At 73.3% G+C, this 22,606-nt stretch carries 22 protein-coding genes; 9 read left to right on the top strand and 13 right to left on the bottom strand.

Annotated features, from left to right (window positions below; genetic code table 11):
* Positions 1-56: 56 nt before the first annotated feature.
* Positions 57-848, bottom strand: coding sequence for an ABC transporter ATP-binding protein (locus tag ABZ641_RS08070; protein WP_344621899.1), 792 nt, complete (start codon positions 846-848; stop codon positions 57-59).
* Positions 849-1,048: 200 nt separating this feature from the next.
* Between ABZ641_RS08070 and ABZ641_RS08065 the strand changes: the two genes are divergently transcribed.
* Entirely contained in the window at positions 1,049-1,846 is a 798-nt protein-coding gene (locus ABZ641_RS08065; protein ID WP_344621900.1) for a hypothetical protein, read from the top strand.
* Positions 1,847-1,893: 47 nt separating this feature from the next.
* On the opposite strand, the gene ABZ641_RS08060 is transcribed toward ABZ641_RS08065, so the two are convergent.
* The 3 genes from ABZ641_RS08060 to ABZ641_RS08050 all read right to left on the bottom strand — a co-directional run bounded on the left by ABZ641_RS08060 (position 1,894) and on the right by ABZ641_RS08050 (position 6,397).
* On the bottom strand, positions 1,894-2,523 hold the full coding sequence (locus tag ABZ641_RS08060; protein ID WP_344622036.1) for a response regulator transcription factor: 630 nt from the start codon (positions 2,521-2,523) through the stop codon (positions 1,894-1,896).
* A 10-nt stretch (positions 2,524-2,533) separates the two neighbouring features.
* Positions 2,534-3,685, bottom strand: a complete 1,152-nt coding sequence (locus ABZ641_RS08055; RefSeq protein ID WP_344621901.1) for a GAF domain-containing sensor histidine kinase — start codon at positions 3,683-3,685, stop codon at positions 2,534-2,536.
* A 147-nt stretch (positions 3,686-3,832) separates the two neighbouring features.
* Positions 3,833-6,397, bottom strand: a complete 2,565-nt coding sequence (locus ABZ641_RS08050) for an FHA domain-containing protein (protein ID WP_344621902.1) — start codon at positions 6,395-6,397, stop codon at positions 3,833-3,835.
* A 218-nt stretch (positions 6,398-6,615) separates the two neighbouring features.
* Between ABZ641_RS08050 and serB the strand changes: the two genes are divergently transcribed.
* Positions 6,616-7,872 (top strand): phosphoserine phosphatase SerB, encoded by a 1,257-nt coding sequence (serB, locus tag ABZ641_RS08045; protein WP_359980021.1) that lies wholly within the window; start codon positions 6,616-6,618, stop codon positions 7,870-7,872.
* 82 nt (positions 7,873-7,954) lie between these two features.
* On the opposite strand, the gene ABZ641_RS08040 is transcribed toward serB, so the two are convergent.
* The 3 genes from ABZ641_RS08040 to ABZ641_RS08030 all read right to left on the bottom strand — a co-directional run bounded on the left by ABZ641_RS08040 (position 7,955) and on the right by ABZ641_RS08030 (position 10,029).
* The gene (locus tag ABZ641_RS08040; protein WP_344621904.1) at positions 7,955-8,482 is read right to left on the bottom strand and encodes a histidine phosphatase family protein; all 528 of its coding nucleotides are present in this window, start codon (positions 8,480-8,482) and stop codon (positions 7,955-7,957) included.
* An 88-nt stretch (positions 8,483-8,570) separates the two neighbouring features.
* On the bottom strand, positions 8,571-8,693 hold the full coding sequence (locus tag ABZ641_RS08035; RefSeq protein ID WP_263103153.1) for an SGM_5486 family transporter-associated protein: 123 nt from the start codon (positions 8,691-8,693) through the stop codon (positions 8,571-8,573).
* A 43-nt stretch (positions 8,694-8,736) separates the two neighbouring features.
* On the bottom strand, positions 8,737-10,029 hold the full coding sequence (locus tag ABZ641_RS08030) for an MFS transporter (protein ID WP_344621905.1): 1,293 nt from the start codon (positions 10,027-10,029) through the stop codon (positions 8,737-8,739).
* Between the two features lie 112 nt (positions 10,030-10,141).
* Here ABZ641_RS08030 and ABZ641_RS08025 point away from each other — a divergent pair, with 112 nt between their 5' ends.
* The gene (locus ABZ641_RS08025) at positions 10,142-10,825 is read left to right on the top strand and encodes a FadR/GntR family transcriptional regulator (protein WP_359980017.1); all 684 of its coding nucleotides are present in this window, start codon (positions 10,142-10,144) and stop codon (positions 10,823-10,825) included.
* Positions 10,826-11,105: 280 nt separating this feature from the next.
* Here ABZ641_RS08025 and fabI read toward each other — a convergent pair whose 3' ends face one another.
* Together fabI and fabG are read right to left on the bottom strand one after the other, a co-directional pair.
* Entirely contained in the window at positions 11,106-11,873 is a 768-nt protein-coding gene (gene fabI, locus ABZ641_RS08020) for an enoyl-ACP reductase FabI (protein WP_344621907.1), read from the bottom strand.
* A gap of 3 nt (positions 11,874-11,876) precedes the next feature.
* Positions 11,877-12,596, bottom strand: coding sequence for a 3-oxoacyl-[acyl-carrier-protein] reductase (gene fabG, locus ABZ641_RS08015; RefSeq protein WP_344621908.1), 720 nt, complete (start codon positions 12,594-12,596; stop codon positions 11,877-11,879).
* Positions 12,597-12,893: 297 nt separating this feature from the next.
* On the opposite strand from fabG, the gene ABZ641_RS08010 reads away from it, so the two are divergent.
* The 6 genes from ABZ641_RS08010 to ABZ641_RS07985 all read left to right on the top strand — a co-directional run bounded on the left by ABZ641_RS08010 (position 12,894) and on the right by ABZ641_RS07985 (position 18,707).
* Positions 12,894-14,030, top strand: a complete 1,137-nt coding sequence (locus tag ABZ641_RS08010; protein WP_359980014.1) for an MBL fold metallo-hydrolase — start codon at positions 12,894-12,896, stop codon at positions 14,028-14,030.
* 150 nt (positions 14,031-14,180) lie between these two features.
* A complete protein-coding gene (locus ABZ641_RS08005) occupies positions 14,181-15,713 on the top strand; it encodes a TldD/PmbA family protein (RefSeq protein WP_359980011.1) in 1,533 nt (510 codons plus the stop codon).
* Positions 15,713-17,110, top strand: a complete 1,398-nt coding sequence (locus ABZ641_RS08000; RefSeq protein ID WP_359980009.1) for a metallopeptidase TldD-related protein — start codon at positions 15,713-15,715, stop codon at positions 17,108-17,110. The genes ABZ641_RS08005 and ABZ641_RS08000 overlap by 1 nt, the downstream gene beginning before the upstream one ends.
* A 35-nt stretch (positions 17,111-17,145) precedes the next feature.
* On the top strand, positions 17,146-17,691 hold the full coding sequence (locus tag ABZ641_RS07995; RefSeq protein WP_359980007.1) for an RNA 2'-phosphotransferase: 546 nt from the start codon (positions 17,146-17,148) through the stop codon (positions 17,689-17,691).
* Positions 17,692-17,778: 87 nt separating this feature from the next.
* Positions 17,779-18,171, top strand: coding sequence for a DUF3099 domain-containing protein (locus ABZ641_RS07990; protein ID WP_344621913.1), 393 nt, complete (start codon positions 17,779-17,781; stop codon positions 18,169-18,171).
* 281 nt (positions 18,172-18,452) lie between these two features.
* Complete coding sequence (locus ABZ641_RS07985) at positions 18,453-18,707, top strand: hypothetical protein (protein ID WP_344621914.1); 255 nt, start codon at positions 18,453-18,455, stop codon at positions 18,705-18,707.
* Between the two features lie 71 nt (positions 18,708-18,778).
* On the opposite strand, the gene moaA is transcribed toward ABZ641_RS07985, so the two are convergent.
* The 4 genes from moaA to ABZ641_RS07965 all read right to left on the bottom strand — a co-directional run.
* On the bottom strand, positions 18,779-19,768 hold the full coding sequence (moaA, locus tag ABZ641_RS07980) for a GTP 3',8-cyclase MoaA (RefSeq protein ID WP_344621915.1): 990 nt from the start codon (positions 19,766-19,768) through the stop codon (positions 18,779-18,781).
* A gap of 139 nt (positions 19,769-19,907) precedes the next feature.
* Entirely contained in the window at positions 19,908-21,518 is a 1,611-nt protein-coding gene (locus ABZ641_RS07975; RefSeq protein WP_344621916.1) for a cation acetate symporter, read from the bottom strand.
* A complete protein-coding gene (locus ABZ641_RS07970) occupies positions 21,515-21,877 on the bottom strand; it encodes a DUF485 domain-containing protein (protein ID WP_344621917.1) in 363 nt (120 codons plus the stop codon). The genes ABZ641_RS07975 and ABZ641_RS07970 overlap by 4 nt, the downstream gene beginning before the upstream one ends.
* Positions 21,878-22,106: 229 nt before the next feature.
* Positions 22,107-22,606: zinc-binding dehydrogenase (locus ABZ641_RS07965; protein WP_359980003.1), on the bottom strand; the 500-nt coding region annotated here is incomplete at its 5' end.

Here is a 22,606-nt window from a genome sequence, read left to right as displayed (position 1 = left end):
GGCCGCGCGCCCGCCGGAGCGGGTGCGCGGCCCGGCGGCCGTCGCGGACGGGGCGGTCAGCCCATCGGCAGGCCCTGCGCGGACCAGCGGTCGCCGCGGCGCTCCAGGGTCAGCGGCAGGCCGAAGCAGAGCGACAGGTTGCGGGCGGTCAGCTCGGTGTCGATCGGACCGGCGACCAGCACCTTGCCCTGACGGATCATCAGCACGTGGGTGAAGCCCGGGGCGATCTCCTCGACGTGGTGGGTGACCATCACCATCGACGGCGCGTACTCGTCCTGGGCGAGCGCGCCGAGGCGGCGCACCAGGTCCTCGCGGCCGCCGAGGTCGAGGCCGGCGGCCGGCTCGTCCAGCAGCAGCAGCTCGGGGTCGGTCATCAGCGCGCGGGCGATCAGGGTGCGCTTGCGCTCGCCCTCGGAGAGGGTGCCGAACTTGCGGGTCGTGTAACCGGCCATGCCGAGCCGGTCCAGCAGGGCCAGCGCCCGGGCCTCGTCGCTGCTGTCGTACTGCTCGTTCCAGGTGGCCGTCATGCCCCAGGCCGCGGTCAGCACCGTCTGCAGCACGGTCTGCTCGCCGGGCAGCTTGTCGAACATCGCGGCGCTCGCCAGGCCGATCCGGGCCCGCAGCTCGAAGACGTCGACCGAGCCGAGCTTCTCGCCGAGCACCGCGGTGGTGCCGGAGGTCGGGAAGAGGTACGTGGAGGCGACCTGCAGCAGCGTCGTCTTGCCCGCCCCGTTCGGACCCAGGACCACCCAGCGCTCGCCCTCGGCGACCGCCCAGGAGACCCGGTCGATCAGCGCGCGACCCTCCCGGACCACGGAAACGTCGACGAGCTCCAGCACGTCACTCATGCCTAGCCTTCCCCAATGCAGATGTCGGCCGTCCGAGGGCCGGCGGCATCGGGCCTCGGGGTTCGGTCCAGTGGTCTCGACAGTCGGTGCGCGCGGGCAGCGTACTCCCGCCGGTCCGGCGGGCGGGACGGGATGCGCCGCGCGCAGCACAGCCCAAACCTACGCCACGCCGATGGCGGAGTTGTCCGTAGGCTGGCGGGATGCTCGCCACACCTGCCGACAATCCCTTCCAGGAGCCGCGCTCGGCCCGGCTCACCGCCTGGGGCAACGCCCTGCTCGCCGGCTCCGCCTCGCCCGACGACGCCGCCGCGGCCGTCATCGGCGGCGACGAGTCCCACCGGGTCACCGGCCTGCCCGGCGACGCGGACGGCGAGCTGCACGGCCTCACCTGGGCGCTCGGACGGCTCCGCGTCCTCGGCGTCCGCGGGCTGCGGCTCGCGCTGCCCTCGGCCGGCCACCCGCTGGGGCTGACCGGGCCCGCCCCGTTCAACACCGGGGCGATGGGCGCCGGGGAGGCCGTCCTGGCGGTCGGCGTACCGATCGGGCTGGTGCCCGAAGTCAGCGTCTTCGGACCGGAGGGGGACCGCTCGGCGACCGTGCTGTGGCGCTGCTCGGAGGTCAACGACACCCCGCCGGCGGACGTCCCCTCGCTGCACGAGGCCGAGTTCGAGCTCGCGGACGGGCTGCGGCAGGCCACCGTGCTGCTCACCCGCCTCGACGTCGCCGGCGCCGGGCCCGAGGCGCTGAAGGCACTGGAGTCGTACCGCCGGCGCGGGCACTCCGAACCACTGGCGCCGGGGTACCCGGCCCGCGCCGTACGGGTGCTGGAGTCCGCCCGGCAGGTGTCGGCCCTGCTGTCGATCGCCGCGGGCGGGCACGGCGCGGCGGTCTCCGCCTCGGAGATGGCGGCCCGCCGCGAGGTCCTCGCCCCGCTGGAGCGCACGGCCCGCCGCGCCCAGGTCGCCGCCTACAACGCCCTCGTCGACGAACCGCGGTAGGCCAACCACCAGAGGCGCTGGGGGCACCTCCCGGCGAGTGCTCGGCCTCAGGCTTCGGCGTTGCGGACGGCCCAGAGGGCGGCCTGGGTGCGGTCGGCGAGGTCGAGCTTCATGAGGATGTTGGAGACGTGGGTCTTCACCGTCTTCTCGGAGAGGTGCAGCGCGCGGGCGATCTCGCGGTTGGAGCGGCCGTCCGCGATGTGGCCGAGCACCTCGCGCTCGCGGTCGGTGAGGGTGCCGCCGCGTCCCTGGGCGGGCCGCGGGCCGTCGTCGGAGAGCAGTGCCTCGGCGAGTTCGGGCTGGAGCAGCACGTGTCCGGCGTGCACCGAGCGGATGGCGCCCGCGAGAGCCTCCGGGTCGACGTCCTTGTAGACGTAGCCGGCGGCGCCGGCCCGCAGGGCGGGCACGACGGTGCGGTGCTCGGTGAAGCTGGTGACGATCAGGACCTTGGCCCGGTTGCCCTGGTCGCGGAGGATCTTGAGGGCCTCGATGCCGTCGACGCCGGGCATCTTGAGGTCCATCAGGACGACGTCGGGGGCGAGCTGCTGGGCGAGGGCGGCGCCCTCGGCGCCGTCCGCGGCCTCGCCGACCACCTCGATGTCGTCCTGGACCTCCAGGAAGGTGCGCAGTCCGCGCCGGACGACCTGGTGGTCGTCGACCAGCAGCACGCGGATCATCGACCGGCTGTCAGGCACCGGGGACCTCCATCTCCACGACCGTCCCCTTGCCCGGGGCGGACTCCAGCGTGAGGGTGCCGCCGACCGCGGCGGCGCGGTCCCGCATCGAGACCAGGCCGAGGTGGCGGCCGGCCCGCCGGACGGAGTCCGGGTCGAAGCCCTGCCCGTCGTCGGCGACCCGCAGGACGGCGCCGCGGGCCGGGGTACCGGCGAGGGTGACGTCGACCGTCCGGGCGCCGGAGTGCCGCAGTGCGTTGTGCAGGGCCTCCTGGGCGACCCTCAGCAGGGCGGCCTCCTGGGCGGCGGGCAGCGCCTTCATGTGCAGGGCGCTGAAGCTGACGGCGGCGGTGTGCGCGCGGTCGAGCACCTGGACCTGGGAGGCGAGGGTGGCGGTGAGGCCGTCCTCCTCCAGCGCGGCGGGGCGCAGTTCGACGACGACGGCGCGCAGTTCGTCGGCGGCCTCGGCGGCGAGCCGGGCGACCTCGGCGAGTTCGGCGCGGGCCCGGGCCGGGTCGCGGTCGACGAGGGTGGCGGCGGCCTTGGCGGTGAGGCGCAGCGAGAAGAGCTTCTGCGAGACGGCGTCGTGCAGGTCGTGCGCGATGCGGGCGCGTTCCCCGGCGAGGGTGAGTTCGCGGCTGCGTTCGTAGAGGCGGGCGTTGGAGAGGGCGAGGGCGGCGTGCGCGGCGAGGATCCGCAGCAGTTCCTCGTCGTGGGCGGTGAAGCCGCCGGGCTTGTTGGCGAGGAAGACGGCGCCGAGGATCTCGGTGCCGTCGACGATCGGCATGCCGAGGAAGTCGGTCATCTCGGGGTGGGCGGCGGGCCAGCCGCCGAAGTCGGGCGCGGTGCGGACGTCGGCGAGCCGGGTGGGCGTCAGCTCGTGGAGCATCGCGGCGAGGACGCCGTGCTGGCGGGGCAGCGGGCCGATCGCGCGCCACTGCTCGTCGGTGACGCCGTCGACGACGAACTGGGCGAAGCCGCCGTGGTCGTCGGGGACGCCGAGGGCGGCGTACTCGGCGCCGAGCAGACTGCGGGCGGAGGCGGTGATCCGCCGGAGGACCTCGCGGACCTCCAGGTGGCGGCTCATCGCGAGCACGGCGGTGCTGATCGCCTCGATCCCGCCCAGGCAGGGGTCGCAGGCGGGGGCGGGTTCCTCGGGCGGCATGCCCCCACGCTACCGCCGGGCGAGGGGCCGGGGCATGGGGCGACCGGCCTAGGTCCGGGGGCGTACGGCGGGGCCTCCGGCCCGGGTACGCCGACGGGCGGCGCCCCCGGTGCCGGGGGTGCCGCCCGTCGTGTGCGGTGCGGGGTGTCAGCCCTTCTGCATGACCTCGGGCTCGTGGCGGCGCAGGAAGCGCTGGATGAGGAAGGCGAGGCCGACGGAGATGGCGATCAGGGCGAACCAGTTGAGGAAGAGGTGGCCGACGGTGTGGTCCCACAGCGGGTCGACGACCGGCGTGGGCGGGCGGACGTCGGTGTTGTAGGTGACGGCGGAGCTGTGGGCCAGGTCGAGGGTGTTGCCGGTGGCGGCGAGGCCCCAGCGGCCGGGCATCAGCCAGGCGAACTGCTCCAGGCCGGGCTTGTCGAAGACCTGGAAGATGGCGCCGGTGAAGACCATCTGCACGATGGCGAACATGACCAGCAGCGGCATGGTCTTCTCGGCGGTCTTCACGAGCGCCGAGATGGTCAGGCCGACCAGCATCGAGGTGAAGCTCAGCAGGATCACGCCGATCGCCATCTCGGCGGCGGGCATGCTCTTCAGCAGCAGGCCCTCGGCGGGCAGGTCGCGGGTCTTGAAGGCGATCGCGGAGATGACGCCGCCCTGGACGAAGCTGACCAGGCCGAGCACGACGATCTTGGAGACCAGGTAGGCGGAGCGGGAGAGGCCGGTGGCCCGTTCCCGTTCGTAGATCGCCCGTTCCTTGATCAGTTCTCGGACGGAGTTCGCCGAGCCGGAGAGGCAGGCGCCGAAGGCCACCACCAGCAGGATCATCTTGGCGATGTCGTTGCGTCCGGAGGCGGGGCAGGCCGCCAGTCCGCAGTGGTCGGGGATCAGCACCGAGACCCCGCCGAGGACCAGCGGCAGCACCAGGGAGAGCAGCATGAAGCCCTTGTCGGAGCCGATCACCGCGAGGTAGCGGCTGATCAGCGTCCACAGCTGGGAGCCCCAGCTCTGCGGCTTCGGCGGGCGGACCTGGGCCAGCGGCACGCTCGGGGTGGCGTGCTGCACGGGGGCGTCCACGTCGGCGGAGTACTGCCGGTAGTGGACGGAGCCCTTGTAGCGGCCGGCCCAGTCGTGGTCGGGGTAGTTCTCGAAGGCCTGGAAGACGTCGGCCCAGGTCTCGTAGCCGAAGAAGTGCAGGGCCTCGGACGGCGGGCCGAAGTAGGCCACCGAGCCGCCCGGCGCCATCACCAGCAGCCGGTCGCAGAGCGCGAGTTCGGCCACCGAGTGGGTGACGACGAGGACGGTGCGGCCGTCGTCGGCCAGACCCCGCAGGGTCTGCATGACCTCGCGGTCCATGCCCGGGTCGAGGCCGGAGGTCGGCTCGTCCAGGAAGATCAGGGACGGCTTGGTGAGCAGCTCCAGGGCGACCGAGACGCGCTTCTGCTGGCCGCCGGAGAGGGCGGTGATCCGGTTGTCGGCGCGCTTGTCGAGGCGCAGCTCGTACAGCACCTCGTCGATCCGGCGCTCGCGCTCGGCGGCCTCGGTGTCGCCGGGGAAGCGCAGCCGGGCGGCGTACTTGAGGCCGCTGCGGACGGTGAGCTCCTTGTGCAGGATCTCGGACTGCGGCACCAGGCCGATGCGCGAGCGGAGCTCGGCGAACTGCTGGTACAGGTTGTGGTTGTCGTACAGCACCTCGCCGCGGTCGGCGGGGCGGTAGCCGGTCAGGGCGCGCAGCAGGGTGGACTTGCCAGAGCCGGACGGGCCGATGACGGCGACCAGGGACTTCTCCGGGACGGAGAAGGAGACGTCGTTGAGCAGGACCTTCTTGCCGCCCTTGAACTCGACCTCGACAGTCAGGTGGCGGGCGGAGAAGGTGACGGCGCCGGTGTCGACGAACTCCTGCAGCTGGTCGCCGACCAGGACGAAGCTGGAGTGGCCGACCGTCAGGCGGTCCTGCGGGCCCATCAGCTGGCGCTGCACCGGCTGGCCGTTGAGGAAGATGCCGTTGTGGCTGCCGAGGTCGACGATCTCCCAGCGGCCGTCGGCGAGCTGCCGCAGCTCCGCGTGGTGGCGGGAGACCTGCAGGTCGGAGACGACGATGTCGTTGTCCAGGGCGCGGCCGATGCGGATGGTGCGCATGCCGGCGGTGAGGTTGCGCACCATGGTCGGGTTGCCGAGCCCGTTCGGCAGCGGCGACCGGCCCTGCTGCGGCGGGACGGGGGCGTGCTGCTGCCCCTGGTGCGGCACGACCGGCTGCGGCGCCGGGGTGTCCCACTGCTGGTGGACGGGCGGCTGCTGGTGCTGCGCCCAGGGCTGCTGGGCCGGTGCCTGGTTGGCCGGGGCCTGGTGAGCGGCCGGCGGCGGTGCGGCCCGGCTGGTCACGGCCTCGTGCACGCCGGGCTGCGGCGCGGGCGCCTGGGCCGGCGCGGAGAACGCGAGCCGGGGCCCGTTCTCGGCGTTGCCGAGGTTGACCACCGCCCCGGGGTGGAGCGGCACGTGCTGGGTGCGGGCACCGCCCGCGTAGGTGCCGTTGGTGGATCCGTGGTCCTGCAGCTGCCAGCCCGCCCCGTCGAAGGCGATCGTGGCGTGCCGCCAGGAGACCCTGGCGTCCTCGAACGTGAAGTCCGAGGCCGGGTCCCGTCCGATGGTGTACGCGCGGCCCGGCTCCAGGACGGTCTGCTGCCCGTTGAGCTCCAGTACGAGTTGCGGCACGTCCGCCTGCCCCCGCTCTCTCGGTCCCCCGATTTGCTCCCCACGTGGGGAGTTGTGCGCCTGATCTGACGGGGGAATCATTCCAGCCCCGCGGTCGTACCTGAAAGTCACCTCGGCCTTTGTGACCGGGCGGCAACGAAATCGGGGCCGCCGCGTCGTCCCAGCGTGCGGACGCCGGGCGTGGCGCCGCACGCCGGGCGGGTAGCGTGGGAGGCACCATGAACGCGACTGATCCGGCCGCCGAGCCCGGCCCCGCCCCGCAGCCACGGACCGACGACGAGCGGACGCTGCTCGTCAAGGTGTTCGGCAAGGACCGCCCCGGTATCACCGCGGGCCTGTTCGCCACGCTCGCCGAGTACGGCGTGGACGTGATCGACATCGAGCAGGTCGTCACCCGTGGCCGGATAACGCTGTGCGCCCTGGTCACGCCGCCCTCCGGGCAGGCGTCCGAGGGCGGGCTGCGCGTGACGGTGCACCGCTGGGCCGAGGAGCTCAAGCTGCAGGCCGAGATCATCTCCGGCACCGGCGACAACCGGCCGCGCCGCGAGGGCCGCTCGCACGTCACCGTGCTCGGCCACCCGCTGACCGCCGCGGCGGTGGCCGCGCTGGCCGGGCTGGTGAGCGAGGCCGGCGGCAACATCGACCGGGTGTTCCGGCTGGCCAAGTACCCGGTGACCGCGGTGGAGCTGGCCGTCTCCGGTCTGCCGACCGAGCAGCTGCGGGCCCGGCTGGCGCCGGAGGCCTCGGCGCTCGGCGTGGACATCGCGGTGGTCGGCGCCGGCCTGCACCGGCGGGCCAAGCGCCTGGTGGTCATGGACGTCGACTCCACGCTGATCCAGGACGAGGTGATCGAGCTCTTCGCCGCGCACGCCGGCTGCGAGGCGAAGGTCGCCGAGGTGACGGCGGCCGCGATGCGCGGCGAGCTGGACTTCGCGGAGTCGCTGCGGGCCCGCGTCTCGCTGCTGGCCGGGCTGGACGCTGCCGTGGTGGAGAAGGTCCGCGCCGAGGTGCGGCTGACTCCGGGCGCCCGCACGCTGATCCGCACCCTGAAGCGGCTCGGCTACCAGGTGGCGATCGTCTCCGGCGGGTTCACCCAGGTCACCGACCACCTGGTCGAGCAGCTGGGGCTGGACTACGCCGCCGCCAACACCCTGGAGGTCGCGGACGGCAGGTTCACCGGCCGGGTCACCGGCGAGATCGTGGACCGCGCGGGCAAGGCCCGCTGGCTGGCCCGGTTCGCCGAGCAGGCCGGGGTGCCGCTGGCGCAGACGGTGGCGATCGGCGACGGCGCCAACGACCTCGACATGCTGAACGCGGCCGGGCTGGGCGTGGCGTTCAACGCGAAGCCGGTGGTCCGCGAGGCCGCGCACACCGCGGTCAACGTGCCGTTCCTGGACACCGTGCTCTACCTGCTGGGCATCACCCGCGACGAGGTCGAGGCGGCGGACGCCCTGGACGGCAGCGTCACCGACTGATCCGGCGGCGGCACCGCACCAGCACGGAGGGTGGCTCGGGCGTAGGCCCCGGCCACCCTTCACGTACCGGCCGTCCCGGGTCTCAGTCCTGCGGGGTGTGGTACGAGTCCAGCTTGGCGACCCCGGGCTCGACCGACTTCCAGGGGCCGGCGAAGCTGAGGACGGCGATCGCGGCGGTCGGGAAGCTGCTGAGCCTCAGCCGGTTGAGCGCGTCCACGTCGCCCTCGTCGCCGGCGAGGACCTGGGTGAGGCCGAGCACGCCCGGGTTGTGGCCGACCAGGATCAGGTCGGCGAACTCGTCCGGGGTCTCCTGGAGCACCGCGATGATCTCGCCCGGGCTGGCCTCGTACACCCGGTCCTCGTAGACCGTGCGGCGCGGGCGCTTGGGCAGTTCGTGCGCCGCCAGCTTCCAGGTCTCCCTGGTGCGCAGCGCGGTGGAGCAGAGCACGTAGTCGGGGTTGATGCCGGAATCGGCCAGCCAGCGGCCCGCCTCCGGCGCCTGGTGCCGCCCGCGGTCGGCCAGCGGCCGCTCGTGGTCGGCCACCTGGTTCGGCCAGTCGGCCTTGGCATGACGGAGAACGATGATCCTTCGGGGTGTGTCGGCGCTCATACCCCTAGAGCTTTGCAGAAAATGCGCTCCCGGGCGCGGGGTCCGCGCGGTCGCCACCCGCAGGAGTGGGGGCGGTGTGCGGACCCCGTCAGCCCAGGCGGGCGGCGACCATGGCGATCACGGCGACGAGCACGACCACCCCGGCGATCACGCCCATCAGCTGGAGCAGCTTCTTCTGGCCGTCCTGCGGCTCGGGTTCGAGAACTGGCATGCGCAGAGTGTCGCATTCCGACGGTTCCGTCCGGAAACCGGGGTCAGGCCGTGGCGGGAACGCGGGGCAGTTCGTCCTCGATGTGCCGGGGCCGGCCGGCCAGCGCGCCGAACACCATCTGCGGCACCAGCAGGGCGGCGAGCAGGCCGAGCGGCAGGTACCAGCTGCCGGTGGCCTGGTAGACCGCGCCGACCGCGATCGGCCCGGGGATGGAGATCAGGTAGCCGACGCACTGCGAGAACGCCGACAGCCGCGCCACCCCGCCCGGGGTCCGCGCCCGCAGGCCGATCATGGTGAGGGCCAGCGGGAAGGCGCACATCGACAGGCCGACCAGGCAGGCCCACAGCCAGGAGGCGGTGCCCGCGGCGAACGCCAGGCCCGTGTAGCCGGCGATGCCGCAGATTCCGAGCACCACGACGAACAGCTGCTGGTCGCCGCGCCGGGCGGCGAGGCTCGGCAGCACGAACGAGGCCGGCACGCTCACCGCCATGACCACGGCCAGCAGCACGCCGGAGGCGCCGTCCGAGACCCCGGCGTCCTGGTAGATCTTCGGCAGCCAGCCCATCGTGGCGTAGGCGCTGGTGGCCTGCAGGCCGAGGAAGACGGCGAGCGCCCACGCCGTCCGGCTGCGGACGATCGGCCCGGACGGCTCCGCGGCCGTCCGCCCCTCCCCCGCCGCCGGCCGCCCGCCGCCGGAGCGGTCGCGGCGCAGCAGGGCGACGACCGCCCACAGCACCAGCGCCGCGGCGGCGAGCAGCGACCAGATCCCGAGGCCGGCCCGCCAGCTGCCGCCCATCTCCGCGGTCAGCGGCACGGTGGCGGCGGCGGCCAGCGAGGTGCCGACCGACAGGGCCATCGAGTAGAGGCCGATCATCGGGCCGACCCGGTGCGGGAACCAGCGCTTCACGACCACCGGGAGCAGCACGTTGGAGACCGCGACGCCGGCCAGGGCCACGGCGGTCAGCAGCAGGAAGACGGTGGTGCCGCCGGCGTAGGAGCGGGCCAGCACGCCGAGGGTGATCGCGCCCATGCCGGCCGCGACCACCGCGATCGGGCCGATCCGGCGGGCGAGCGCGGGCGCGGCCAGGCCGAACAGCGCGAAGCAGAGCGAGGGCACCGCCGTGAGCAGGCCGGCGACGCCGGCGCTCATGCCGAGGTCGGCCCGGACGTCGTCGAGCAGCGGGCCGAGGCTGGTGACCACGGGGCGCAGGTTGACGGCGGCCAGCGCGATGCCGACGGCGAGGAGGACGGTCTGGAGACGGGCGCGGGAGGGCGCGGGCGCGGCCGGGACGGGCTCGGCGCGGCGGTGGGTGGCGGAGTCCGCTGCGGTCGACATAGCGCCCATCATAGAATGATGGGATGAATGCTCGCGCCAGAACGTCCCGAAACGGCTAAGGTCTGAGGCTCCTCCCCCGGGGGAGCGAGGAAGAGGAGGAGGAGTCCGAACCATGGCGCTGTCCAGCACCCGCCGAACCCCGCTGTCCGATCAGGTCATCGCGCAGCTGCGGACCCAGATCACCTCGGGCGAATGGCCGGTCGGCTCCCGCATCCCCACCGAGGCCGCCCTCGTCGAGCAGCTCGGCGTCGCCCGCAACACCGTCCGCGAGGCGGTGAAGGCGCTCGCCCACAACGGCCTGCTCGACATCCGGCAGGGCTCGGGGACGTACGTGCTGGCCACCAGCGAACTCGCCGGCGTCATGCACCGCCGCTTCGCGGACGCCGACCAGTCCCAGGTCGCGGAACTGCGCGCCGCCCTGGAGATGTCCGCCGCCGGACTGGCCGCCTCCCGGCGCACCGACCGGGACCTCGAACTGCTCGGCTCGGCGCTCGACCGCCGCGAGCGGGCCTGGCACTCCGGCGACCCGGAGGACTTCGTGCAGGCCGACGCGGCCTTCCACTCCGCGGTGGTCGCGGCCGCCCACAACGAGGTGCTCGCCGCGGTCTACGCGGACCTCGGGGAGGTCATGCGGGCGCATCTGCGGCACGACGTCGGCCCCGAGCTGATCGCCGAACGGTACGTCGGCCACGACGGCATCCTCGACGCCGTCCGCGGCGGCGACGCCCAGCGGGCCTCCGCCGAGGCCGGCCGCGCCATCGGCGCCTGCGGCAGCGAGGCCGCCCCGAACGAATAGGGGCGGCACCACCAGGGGCGCGTGGGGTACCTCCCGGCGAAGGCCGGGGGAGAACCGCGCAGGGCGGGAGTGGCGAGCCCGACGCGCTGCTCCGGCCACGAAGCAGGGGCGCGGGGAACCGCGCGCGACGGGAGAAGCCGAGCCCGGCCGTCTTCCGATTCGCGCGGTTCTCCCCCAGCCTTCGGCCGGGAGGTACCCCCACGCGCCCCTGGTGGTTCACCCCCTGCGCAGGTCAGCCCCGCGCCCCTACGGGTTCACCCTTCGTACGGGGTGTGCGCCGTCAGGCGCCGATGGCGTGCAGGCCGCCGTCGACGTGGACGATCTCGCCGGTGGTCTTCGGGAACCAGTCGGAGAGCAGGGCGACGACGCCGCGGCCGGCCGGCTCCGGGTCCGAGAGGTCCCACTTGAGCGGCGAGCGCTGGTTCCAGGTGTCGGCCAGCTCGCCGAAGCCCGGGATGGACTTGGCGGCCATCGAGCCGATCGGGCCCGCCGAGATCAGGTTGCAGCGGATGTTGCGCTCGCCGAGGTCGCGGGCGAGGTACCGGTTGGTCGCCTCCAACGCGGCCTTGGCCGGGCCCATCCAGTCGTACTTCGGCCAGGCGAACTGCGCGTCGAAGGTCAGGCCGACCACCGAGCCGCCGTCCTGCATGAGCGGCAGCAGCGCCATGGTCAGCGACTTCAGCGAGAAGGCGGAGACCTGCATGGCGGTGGCGACGGACTCCCACGGGGTGTTGAGGAAGTTGCCGCCGAGCGCGTCCTGCGGGGCGAAGCCGATCGAGTGGACGATGCCGTCGAGCGTCGGCAGGTACTCGCGGACCTGGTCGGCGATGCCGGCCAGCTGCTCCTCGCTGGAGACGTCCAGCTCCAGGACCTTCACCGGCTTCGGCAGCTTCTTGGCGATGCGCTCGGTGAGGCTCGGCCGGGGGAAGGCGGTGAGGATGATCTCCGCGCCCTGCTCCTGGGCCAGCTTCGCGGTGTGGAAGGCGATGGACGACTCCATCAGCACACCGGTGATCAGGATGCGCTTGCCCTCAAGGATTCCACTCATGGTTCAGTGACCCATGCCCAATCCGCCGTCGACGGGAATGACGGCTCCGGTGATGTATGCGGCCTCGTCGGAGGAGAGGAAGCGGACCGCGGCGGCGACCTCGGCGGGCGCGGCGTAACGGCCGAGCGGCACGCCGGCGACGATCTCCTTGCGGCGGTCCTCGCTGAGCACGGCCGTCATGTCGGTGTCGACGAAGCCGGGCGCGACCACGTTGATCGTGATGTTGCGGGAGCCGAGCTCCCGGGCGAGGGAGCGCGCGAAGCCCACCAGGCCGGCCTTGGAGGCGGCGTAGTTGGCCTGGCCGGGCGAGCCGAGCAGGCCCACCACGGACGAGATCAGCACCACGCGGCCCTTGCGGGCGCGGAGCATCTTGGTCGCGGCGCGCTTGACCACCCGGAAGGTGCCGGTGAGGTTGGTCTCGATGACGGAGCTGAAGTCGTCCTCGGACATGCGCAGCAGCAGGGTGTCCTTGGTGATGCCGGCGTTGGCCACCAGCACCTCGACGGCGCCCTGCTTCTCCTCGATCTCGGCGAAGGCCGCGTCGACCTGGGCCGCGTCGGTGATGTCGCACTTGACGGCGAGGACCTCGTGCGCGGCCAGCTCGGCCGGGACCTCGCCCGAACGGCTGGTGATGGCGACCTTGTCGCCGGCTTCGGCGAAGGCCTTGGCGATCGCGAGGCCGATGCCCCGGTTGCCTCCGGTGACGAGAACCGAGCGGCTCAACGATCCACCTCTCTCCGTAGTTGGCGGCGGCCCGTCGAGCGGCGGCCGGTTGGCCGCCGGGCCGCAGCGGTACGCCGTGACGCGTACGCACTGTGACGCTATCGGTCCCGGTGATCCTGCGGCGAATCGACCTCCCACAGGTCCGTCCGGCGGGAACTGTCGCATCCCGACAACGCGTCCGACTTGGACGGGAACAACCGGGCGGGCCGTACCCGTTGCCCTCTGGGCGTCCCGGTCGCGGGCCGCACCATCAGCGAGGCCCGGCACACGGTCGGTGACGAGAGAGCGGGAGCACGGATGACCGAGGTACGGCCCACCGGTTCGACCGGGCGGCGCGGCCGCCTGCTGGCCCTGACCGCGCTGGCCGCCGCGGCGGGCGGCGCGGCGTGGGCGCTGCGCGATCTGCCGGCGGCGTTCGGCGGACGGCCGGACGGCGAGCGCGAGGAGCGGATCCGCCGCTCCCCGCAGTACCGGGACGGCGTGTTCCACAACGCCCCCTCCGAGCTGGCACGCGCGTCCACGCCCGGTGCCGAGACGGTCCGCCGGATGCTGTTCGACCGCGAGGGCCGCACCCCCGCACTGCCGGTGCCGACGGTGCGCCCGCAGCACGGCGAGCGGCCCGCCGAGGGGGTGGAGGTGGTCTGGTACGGGCACGCCTCCGTGCTGGTGGAGATCGAGGGCAGCCGGGTGCTGCTCGACCCGATCTGGAGCGACCGCTGCTCCCCGTCCGCGCACGTCGGCCCGAAGCGGCTGCACCCCGTGCCGGCCGCGCTCTCCGAGCTGCCGCCGGTGGACGCGGTGCTGATCTCGCACGACCACTACGACCACCTCGACATGGCGACCGTGAAGCGGCTGGTCACGCTGCAGTCGGCGCCGTTCCTGGTGCCGCTGGGCATCGGCAGCCACCTGCGCCGGTGGGGCGTGCCGGAGCACCGGATCATCGAGCTCGACTGGGACGAGACCTGCACCCTGGGCTCGCTCACCCTCACCCTGACCTCGGCGCACCACTTCTCCGGCCGCGGCACCACCCGCAACACCACGCTGTGGGGCTCCTGGGTGATCGCCGGGCCGACCCGCAAGGTGTACTACACCGGCGACTCCGGCTACTTCGAGGGCTACGCGCGGATCGGCGAGCAGCACGGCCCGTTCGACGCGGCGCTGGTGCAGATCGGCGCGTACGACGAGGCGTGGGCCGACATCCACATGACGCCGGAGGACGCCGTCCGCGCCCACCGGGAGCTGCAGGCCGGGCTGCTGGTGCCGGTGCACTGGTGCACCTTCAACCTGGGGCTGCACCCGTGGGCGGAGCCGATCGAGCGGCTGCTGGTGGAGGCCAAGGCGCAGGCCGTACCGCTGGTCGTGCCGCGGCCGGGCGAGCGGGTCGACGTCGACCAGCCGCAGGAGCTGGACGGCTGGTGGGAGACGGTCGCCTGACGGTCCGTCGGTACGGGTGGTGCGGCGGGCGACGCGCGCGGTTTCGGGTGAATTCGCTGGCCCCGGGTGTGTTCGGCGGTCCATGATGCGATGCGGGTTCCCCTGCCCGGGGGCGCCCGCCGCCACCGACCGTCCGACCCAGGGAGCCCGATGCCGCCCACAAGCCGCACCGTCGACCCGCTGTTCCTCGGCTACCCCTTGCACGCCCTCGCCGACGCCGCCCTCAGCCGGGCCCGCGAACTCGGCGCCGGCCACGCCGACTTCCGCCTGGAGCGGGTCCGCAGCGCCTCCTGGCGGCTGCGCGACGCCCGCCCCTCGGGCACCTCGGACTCGGTGCAGCTCGGCTTCGCCGTCCGCGTCCTGCTCGACGGGGCCTGGGGCTTCGCCGCCGGGGTCGACCTCACCACCGACGCGGCGGCCCGGGTCGCCGAGCAGGCGGTGGCGGTGGCCCGGCTCTCCGGCGGGATCAGCCGTGCCGCCGGCTCCGAGGACGTGGTGGAGCTCGCCGACGAGCCGGTGCACGCCGACGCGGTCTGGGTCTCCGCCTACGACGTCAACCCCTTCGAGGTGCCGGACGCGGAGAAGACCGCCCTGCTCGCCGAGTGGAGCAACCGCCTGCTGGCCGCCGAGGGCGTGTCGCACGTGTCCGCGGCCCTGCTGACGGTGCAGGAGAACAAGTTCTACGCGGACACCGCGGGCACCGTCACCACCCAGCAGCGGATCCGGCTGCACCCCTCGCTGGAGGCCACCTCGGTCGACGAGCGCACCGGCGCCTTCGACTCGATGCGCACCCTCGCCCCGCCGGCCGGCCGCGGCTTCGAGTACCTGCGCGGCACCGGCTGGGACTGGGACGCCGAACTCGCCGAGCTGCCCGGTCTGCTGGCCGAGAAGATGAAGGCGCCGAGCGTCGAGGCCGGCCGCTACGACCTGGTGATCGACCCGTCCAACCTGTGGCTGACCATCCACGAGTCGATCGGCCACGCCACCGAGCTGGACCGCGCCCTCGGTTACGAGGCCGCGTACGCGGGCACCTCCTTCGCCACCTTCGACAAGCTCGGCACCCTGAAGTACGGCTCCGAGCTGATGCACGTCACCGGCGACCGCACCGCCGAGCACGGCCTCGCCACCACCGGCTACGACGACGAGGGCGTCGCCACGCAGTCCTGGGACCTCGTCAAGGACGGCGTCCTGGTCGGCTACCAGCTGGACCGGGCGATGGCCCGGCTCAAGGGCCTCGGCCGTTCCAACGGCTGTGCCTTCGCCGACTCCCCCGCGCACGTCCCGGTGCAGCGGATGGCGAACGTCTCGCTGCAGCCCGCCGCCGGCGGCCCCGCCACGGACGGGCTGATCTCCCAGGTGGAGAACGGGCTGTACATCGTCGGCGACCGCTCCTGGTCGATCGACATGCAGCGCTACAACTTCCAGTTCACCGGCCAGCGCGCCTACGCGATCAAGAACGGCCGCCTCGCCGGGCAGGTCAAGGACTTCGCCTACCAGGCGACCACCACCGACTTCTGGGGCTCGATGAGCGCCGTCGGCGGCCCGCAGACGTACGTGCTCGGCGGCGCCTTCAACTGCGGCAAGGCCCAGCCGGGCCAGGTCGCGGCGGTCAGCCACGGCTGCCCGTCCGCGCTGTTCCGCAACGTCAACGTGCTCAACACCCAGCAGGAGGCCGGTCACTGATGAACCCCGTCAAGCCCCACGAGCTGGTCGAGCGCGCCCTGGAGCTGTCCCGCGCGGACGGCTGCGTCGTCATCGCCGACGAGGACTCCACCGCCAACCTCCGCTGGGCCGGCAACGGCCTCACCACCAACGGCGTCACCCGCGGCCGCCGGCTCACCGTGATCGCCACCGTGGACGGCGCCGAGGGCACCGCGTCCGGCGTGGTCTCCCGCGAGGCCGTCACCCTCGACGAGGTCGAGTCGCTGGTCCGCGCCGCCGAGGCCGCCGCCCGCGACGCCGGGCCCGCCGAGGACGCCCAGCCGCTGATCCCGTCCCGCCCGGCCTCGGCCGACTTCACCGCACCGCCCGCCGAGACCTCCGCCGAGGTGTTCGCGGCCTTCGCCCCGGCCCTCGGCGAGGCCTTCGCCCGGGCCCGCAAGAACGGCGAGCTGCTGTACGGCTTCGCCCGGCACGAGGTGACCAGCAGCTACCTCGGCACCTCCACCGGCCTGCGGCTGCGGCACGACCAGCCGACCGGCACCGTCGAGCTGAACGCCAAGACCGCCGACCTCACCGGCTCCGCCTGGGCGGGCGCGGCCACCCGCGACTTCACCGACGTCGACGTCACCGAGCTGCACACCGGGCTCACCCGGCGGCTGGGCTGGGGCCGCAAGCGGATCGACCTGCCGGCCGGCCGCTACGAGACGCTGCTGCCGCCCTCCGCCGTCGCCGACCTGCTGGTCTATCTCAGCTGGTCCTCCGGCGGACGTGACGCCGCCGAGGGCCGCACCGTCTTCTCCAAGGCGGGCGGCGGCACCCGGGTCGGCGAGCGGCTCAGCCCGCTGCCGCTGACCCTGCGCTCCGACCCGGCCGAGCCGGGCCTGGAGGCCGCGCCGTTCGTCCTCACCCACTCCTCGGGCGACAACGACTCGGTCTTCGACAACGGCCACCCGCTCACCGCCACCGACTGGATCCGCGACGGCGAGCTGGCCAACCTGCTCACCACCCGGCACTCGGCCGGCCTGACCGGCCTGCCGCTGCACCCGCCGGTGGACAACCTCGTCCTGGAGACCGCGGAGCAGTCGTCCGCGCCCACCCTGGAGGAGATGATCGCCCGCACCGAGCGTGGCCTGCTGCTCACCTGCCTCTGGTACATCCGCGAGGTCGACCCGGCGACACTGCTGCTCACCGGCCTCACCCGGGACGGCGTGTACCTGGTGGAGGACGGCGAAGTGGTCGGCGCGGTCAACAACTTCCGGTTCAACGAGTCGCCGGTCGACATCCTCGGACGGATCACCGAGGTCGGACGCACCGAGCGCTGCCTGCCCCGCGAGTGGGGCGACTGGTTCACCCGGGCGGCGATGCCGCCGGTCCGGGTGGCCGACTTCAACATGAGTTCGGTCAGCCAGGCCTCCTAGCGGAGCCCGGCACGGGGGGAGAGGTTCCCGGAACGATGGACGAGAAGCAGACGGTCAGAGTCTCCAAGCGGCTGTCCCGCATCCTGCGGCACGACCCCGGCTCGGTCGGCATCACCCTGGACGGGGCCGGCTGGGTGGGGGTGGACACCCTGCTCGCGGCGCTGGCCCGGCACGGCCGGGCGGTCAGTCGGGCCGAGCTGGACCACGTCGTGGAGACGAACAACAAGCGCCGGTTCGCCTTCTCCGAGGACGGCCTCTCCATCCGCGCCAGCCAGGGCCACACGGTCGACGTCGACCTCGGCCTGCCGCCCAGCGACCCGCCCGCGGTGCTGTACCACGGCACCACCGGGCGGGTCCTGGACGCGATCTTCCACGAGGGGCTGCGCCCGATGGCCCGCCAGGACGTGCACCTCTCCGCCGACACCGAGACGGCCACCCGGGTCGGCTCCCGGCACGGCCGGCCGGTCGTCCTGCTGGTGGACGCCGCCGCGATGGCCCGCGACGGCCACGTCTTCCGGGTCAGCGCCAACGGCGTCTGGCTGACCGACGCCGTCCCGCCCGCGTACCTGCGGAAAGCCTGAGCCCCGGAGCCCCCGTGACGGCCGACACGGCGTACCGTGAATTGGCTGCACCCACGGGGGCGCGGTGACGGACGAAGGCGGTAGGCGATGGCGAAGAGCTCCGGCAACGGGCAGGTCTTCCGGATCACCGGGGCCCGGACCGGCCTCACGGAGGACGTGCGGGGCCGCCAGCGGCGGTACGTGATCTCGATGCTGGTCCGCACGCTCTGCGTGCTGCTGGCCGTCGTGCTCTGGGACGTCCAGCGGGTCCTGGCGTTCATCGCGCTGGCCGGCGGCGTGCTGCTGCCGTACTTCGCGGTGGTGATCGCCAACGCCGGCCGCGAGCGCGCCCCGGGCCTCCCGAGCACCTTCGCGGTGCCGCCGGAGACCCCGCTGATGCTCGGCCCCGGCGGGACGGGCGGCGGCGGACGCCCCGCCCCGAACACCGACGCGGACCCGCGCGCCGACCGGGACGGCACGGACTCCCCCGCCGCCGACTGAGCCGCGTACGGACGGGTCGACCGATCCGTCCGGTTCTGTCGGCATTCGCCCGGCAGAACCCTCAACAGAGGCTCAGATTAATCATGAAAGGCCTAGCCACACGGGGGTTGTGGCGTGACATACTGCGTACGCGCTCCGCATCCCCCGTCGGAGCGACAGACCGACGCCGGGCGGCTCCCCCCGTGGCTGCCCGGCGTCGTCATGCCCGCGTGCGGGAGCGCTTTCCCGGGGTGCGAGACTGGCCGTGACAGCTCCGGCAGCTCCCCCCAGGACGGCCCACCATGGACACCCCCTCGCTCGGCCTCTTCGGCACCGCGGACGCCTCCGCCGGCCCCGACGGCCCGCCGGTCTGCTCGGCGAAGGGCTGCCGCGAGGACGCCCGGTGGGTGCTGGTCTGGAACAACCCCAAGCTGCACACCCCCGACCGCCGGAAGACCTGGCTGGCCTGCGACGACCACCGCGAGCACCTCTCGCAGTTCCTCGGCGTCCGGGGCTTCCTGAAGGAGGTCCTCCCCCTCGAGGACTTCGAGGGGTAGCGGGCTCCTGCCCGAGGCACACGGGTGGCCAGGTCAGGGGCGCGTGGGGGCACCCGCGCCCCTGAGCGGCTTCAGCCGCCGATGGCGGACATCGGGCGGTCGGGCTGGTGGAAGGTGGGGGCGTCGATGCCGGCGCCGGCCTTCTTGCCCCACATGGCCTTCCGCCAGAGTTCGCCGATCTCCGCGTCCGAGGCGCCCGACCGCATCGCCTCCCGCAGGTCCGTCTCGTCAGTGGCGAAGAGGCAGTTGCGGACCTGCCCGTCCGCGGTGAGCCGGGTGCGGTCGCAGGCCCGGCAGAACGGCCGGGTCACCGAGGCGATCACGCCGACCCGCGCGGGGCCGCCGTCCACCAGCCAGCGCTCGGCGGGTGCCGCGCCGCGGGCCGCACTCGGCTCCGGGGTGAGGTCGAAGCGGTCCTGCAGCAGGGCGAGGATCTCCTCGGCCGTGACCATCTGCGAGCGGTCCCAGCCGTGCTGGGCGTCGAGCGGCATCTGCTCGATGAACCGCAGTTCGTAGCCGTGCTCGATGCACCAGGAGAGCAGGTCGGCGGCCTCGTGGTCGTTGACGCCGCGCATCAGGACGGCGTTGAGCTTGACCGGGCTGAGCCCGGCGGCCTCGGCGGCCGCCAGGCCGTCGAGCACGTCGTGGTGGCGGCGGCGCCGGGTGAGGGTGTGGAAGGTGTCCTCGTCGAGGGTGTCGAGCGAGACGTTCACCCGGTCCAGTCCGGCCTGCTTGAGGGCGGCTGCGGTGCGGGCGAGGCCGATGCCGTTGGTGGTGAGGGAGAGCTCGGGCCGGGGCTCCAGTTCGGCGCAGGCGGCGACGATGCCGACCAGGCCGGGCCGCAGCAGCGGCTCGCCGCCGGTGAAGCGGACCTCGCGGACGCCGAGGTCGCGCACCGCGATGCCGACCAGCCGGACGATCTCCTCGTCGGTGAGCAGGGACGGCTTGGCCAGCCACTGCAGGCCCTCCTCGGGCATGCAGTAGGTGCACCGCAGGTTGCAGCGGTCGGTGAGGGACACGCGCAGATCCACGGCCTGCCGGCCGAAGGTGTCGAGCAGCATCGCGGCCCCCTTCCTGAGTGCGTGGGCTCAAAACCCGCGGGCCCGGCCGCCGTTGCGGGCGGGCCGGGCCAGCTTATCGACCGGGGCGGTACCCGTCCGGGGTACGTCCGGTCAGTGGGCTCCGGTCAGTGGGCTCCGGTCAGTGGGCTCCGAGCCCGGTGAGCGAGCGGACCTCCAGTTCAGCGTACTTCGCCGGGTCGGCGGTCTCCTTGGAGAGCAGGGTGCCGATCCAGCCGGCCAGGAAGCCGACCGGGATGGAGACCAGGCCGGGGTTCTCCAGCGGGAACCAGTGGAAGTCGCTGTGCGGGAAGAGCGAGTTCTTGCCGCCGGAGACCACCGTGGAGAAGATCACCAGGGTGACCGAGGTGATCAGGCCCGCGTAGACCGAGCTGACGGCGCCGGTGGTGTTGAACCGCTTCCAGAAGAGCGAGTAGAGCAGGGTCGGCAGGTTGGCGGAGGCCGCGACCGCGAAGGCCAGGGCGACCAGGGCCGCGGCGTTCAGCTTGTCCGCGAAGATCGACAGCAGGATGGCGATCGCGCCGATCGCCACCGCGGCCAGCTTCGCCGAGCGGACCTCCTCCTTCTCCGAGGCCTTGCCGCGGCGGATCACGTTGGCCCACAGGTCGTGGGCGAAGGAGGCCGAGGAGGCCAGGGTGAGTCCGGCGACCACGGCGAGGATGGTGGCGAAGGCGACCGCCGAGATCACCGCCAGCAGGATGGCGCCGCCGGTGGAGCCGGCGCCGCCGCCGAGTTCCTGGGCGAGCAGCGGGGCGGCGGTGTTGCCGGCCGCGTTGGACGCCTTGATGGCCTTCGGGCCGACCAGGGCGGCCGCGCCGAAGCCGAGGGCCAGGGTCATCAGGTAGAAGCCGCCGATGATGCCGATCGCCCAGAGCACGGACTTCCGGGCGGCCTTCGCGGTGGGCACGGTGTAGAAGCGCACCAGGATGTGCGGCAGGCCGGCGGTGCCCAGCACCAGGGCGAGGCCGAGGCTGAGGAAGTCCAGCTTGGTGGTGCCGGTGGTGCCGTACTTCAGGCCGGGTTCGAGGAAGGCGGCGCCCTTGCCGCTGGCCTCGGAGGCGGCGCCGAGCAGGCTGGAGAGGTTGAAGTGGTACTTGGCGAGCACCAGGACGGTCATCAGCGCGGTGCCGGCGATCAGCAGCACCGCCTTGACGATCTGCACCCAGGTGGTGCCCTTCATGCCGCCGATCGCGACGTAGATCACCATCAGGGCGCCGACCGCGACGATCGTCCAGCGCTTGGCGCCCTCGCCGCTGACCCCGAGCAGCAGGGCGACCAGCGAGCCGGCGCCGACCATCTGGGCCAGCAGGTAGAAGATCGACACCACGATGGTGGAGACGCCGGCGGCGGTGCGCACCGGGCGCTGCCGCATCCGGAAGGCCAGCACGTCGGCCATGGTGTAGCGGCCGGAGTTGCGCAGCGGTTCGGCGACCAGCAGCAGGGCGACCAGCCAGGCCACCAGGAAGCCGATCGAGTAGAGGAAGCCGTCGTAGCCGAAGAGCGCGATGGCGCCGGCGATGCCGAGGAAGGACGCGGCGGACATGTAGTCGCCGGAGATGGCGAGGCCGTTCTGGAAGCCGGTGAATCCGCGGCCGCCGGCGTAGAAGTCGGCGGCGTCCTTGGTCTGCCGGCCGGCCCAGATCGTGATGCCGAGGGTGGCGGCCACGAACAGGCCGAACAGGGTCATGGTGAGGCCGCGGTGGTCGCTCGCGGCGCTGGCCAGCTGGATCATTCGGCGGCCTCCCGGGGGGCGTGGACGGCGGCGGGCGCGTGGCTCTCGCGGATCGCCTCGGCGGGCGGGTCGAGGCGGCGGTCCGCGTAGCGGGCGTACCAGGCGGCGATGGCGAAGGTGGAGGCGAACTGCAGCAGGCCGAGCACCAGGGCGGTGTTGACGTGGCCGACGACCTTGGTCGCCATGAACGCCGGGGCGTAGCTCGACAGCAGCACGTACAGCAGGTACCAGAGGATGAAGCCGATGGTGACCGGGAAGGCGAAGCTCCGGAAGGCGGACCTGAGGCCGCGGAACTCCTCGCCCTCCTCGATCCGTTGCACGTCTGCGGCGGCGGCCTCGGCGGCCGGCGGAGTGTCCACGCGGTGTCTCCTGACGTCGGCGGGTGCGCGGGTGGATCACTGGGGTGTGAGGGGCATCACAGGCACGGTGCGGCTGCATGCTAGATCCACCCGCGCGGCCCGCGACAGCGTCCGCGCACGATCGGCCGCGGGCTGTCCCCGATCTGGCCGAAAACCGTCCGCGCAAACCGCCCGGGGCGGTGCCGCGCGTGCGGCACCGCCCCGGGGGCGCAGAGGATGTGACTGCGGGTCAGAAGGTGATGCGGACCTTCAGCGCCTCGCGGTCGTGCATGGCGCGGTAGCCGTCCGGCACCCCGTCGAGGCCGACGGTGCGGTCGAAGACCAGGCCGGGGTCGATCGCGCCGGACAGCACGTCCGGCAGCAGCTCGGGGATGTACGCGCGGGCCGGGGCGACACCGCCGGCCAGCGTCACGTTGCGGCCGAACATCTGGGCGATGTCCACACCGGCGCTGCCGCCGTGCGGCACGCCGACGTAGCCGACCGCGCCGCCGTCCCGGGCGATCGAGATCGCGGTGCGCATCGACTCCTCGGTGCCGACGGCCTCCAGCACCGCGTGCGCACCCTGACCGCCGGTCAGCTCCTTGACCGCCTCGATCGCGGCCTCGCCGCGCTCGGCGACGACGTCGGTGGCGCCGAAGCTGCGGGCGATCGCGGTGCGCTGCTCGTGCCGGCCCAACGCGATGATCCGGCCGGCGCCGAGGCGGTGCGCGGCGAGCACGCCGCACAGGC

It is taken from the genome of Kitasatospora sp. NPDC007106 (genome assembly GCF_040634455.1).
Classification (GTDB): domain Bacteria; phylum Actinomycetota; class Actinomycetes; order Streptomycetales; family Streptomycetaceae; genus Kitasatospora; species Kitasatospora arboriphila.
This window is presented reverse-complemented; position numbering and strand designations above follow the sequence as displayed.

Excerpts from the sequence above, each read along its gene's own strand:
- ABZ641_RS08070 (WP_344621899.1), bottom strand. The coding sequence starts at position 848 with ATGAGTGACGTGCTGGAGCTCGTCGACGTTTCCGTGGTCCGGGAGGGT.
- ABZ641_RS08065 (WP_344621900.1), top strand. The coding sequence starts at position 1,049 with ATGCTCGCCACACCTGCCGACAATCCCTTCCAGGAGCCGCGCTCGGCC.
- ABZ641_RS08060 (WP_344622036.1), bottom strand. The coding sequence starts at position 2,523 with ATGATCCGCGTGCTGCTGGTCGACGACCACCAGGTCGTCCGGCGCGGA.
- ABZ641_RS08055 (WP_344621901.1), bottom strand. The coding sequence starts at position 3,685 with ATGCCGCCCGAGGAACCCGCCCCCGCCTGCGACCCCTGCCTGGGCGGG.
- serB (WP_359980021.1), top strand. The coding sequence starts at position 6,616 with ATGAACGCGACTGATCCGGCCGCCGAGCCCGGCCCCGCCCCGCAGCCA.
- ABZ641_RS08040 (WP_344621904.1), bottom strand. The coding sequence starts at position 8,482 with ATGAGCGCCGACACACCCCGAAGGATCATCGTTCTCCGTCATGCCAAG.
- ABZ641_RS08035 (WP_263103153.1), bottom strand. The coding sequence starts at position 8,693 with ATGCCAGTTCTCGAACCCGAGCCGCAGGACGGCCAGAAGAAGCTGCTC.
- ABZ641_RS08030 (WP_344621905.1), bottom strand. The coding sequence starts at position 10,029 with ATGTCGACCGCAGCGGACTCCGCCACCCACCGCCGCGCCGAGCCCGTC.
- ABZ641_RS08025 (WP_359980017.1), top strand. The coding sequence starts at position 10,142 with ATGGCGCTGTCCAGCACCCGCCGAACCCCGCTGTCCGATCAGGTCATC.
- fabI (WP_344621907.1), bottom strand. The coding sequence starts at position 11,873 with ATGAGTGGAATCCTTGAGGGCAAGCGCATCCTGATCACCGGTGTGCTG.
- ABZ641_RS08010 (WP_359980014.1), top strand. The coding sequence starts at position 12,894 with ATGACCGAGGTACGGCCCACCGGTTCGACCGGGCGGCGCGGCCGCCTG.
- ABZ641_RS08005 (WP_359980011.1), top strand. The coding sequence starts at position 14,181 with ATGCCGCCCACAAGCCGCACCGTCGACCCGCTGTTCCTCGGCTACCCC.
- ABZ641_RS08000 (WP_359980009.1), top strand. The coding sequence starts at position 15,713 with ATGAACCCCGTCAAGCCCCACGAGCTGGTCGAGCGCGCCCTGGAGCTG.
- ABZ641_RS07995 (WP_359980007.1), top strand. The coding sequence starts at position 17,146 with ATGGACGAGAAGCAGACGGTCAGAGTCTCCAAGCGGCTGTCCCGCATC.
- ABZ641_RS07990 (WP_344621913.1), top strand. The coding sequence starts at position 17,779 with ATGGCGAAGAGCTCCGGCAACGGGCAGGTCTTCCGGATCACCGGGGCC.
- ABZ641_RS07985 (WP_344621914.1), top strand. The coding sequence starts at position 18,453 with ATGGACACCCCCTCGCTCGGCCTCTTCGGCACCGCGGACGCCTCCGCC.
- moaA (WP_344621915.1), bottom strand. The coding sequence starts at position 19,768 with ATGCTGCTCGACACCTTCGGCCGGCAGGCCGTGGATCTGCGCGTGTCC.
- ABZ641_RS07975 (WP_344621916.1), bottom strand. The coding sequence starts at position 21,518 with ATGATCCAGCTGGCCAGCGCCGCGAGCGACCACCGCGGCCTCACCATG.